Source organism: Tenacibaculum sp. L6 (genome assembly GCF_028823685.1).
Classification (GTDB): Bacteria; Bacteroidota; Bacteroidia; order Flavobacteriales; family Flavobacteriaceae; genus Polaribacter.
In genome coordinates, this window is record NZ_JAPEHZ010000231.1 from 1 (window position 1) to 236 (window position 236).

The 236-nt window shown below is 23.3% G+C and carries 1 pseudogene; it reads left to right on the plus strand.

The annotated features are described in order from the left end of the window. Positions 1 to 236 (plus strand): annotated as a pseudogene (locus OU788_RS12830) (phenylacetate--CoA ligase family protein); the annotation flags it as partial.

Genomic DNA, 236 nt, shown 5'->3' on the forward strand with positions numbered 1-236 from the left:
AGGGAGAGTTGGTAAAAATGTTGTTGGATATAAAAATTCTTATCCAAGTTTAACATTTTATTATGTATTTAAAAATTTAGCATTGAATCATGATGTAGTTTTAAATTATCAAGCTGTTCAAGAGGAAAAAGGAAAGGTCTTACTAAAAATAGAACAAAATAATATAGAAGTAGAGAATTATATAAAGACAGAGTTACAAAAATATTTTGAAAAGGATATTGAATTTCAAATTATGT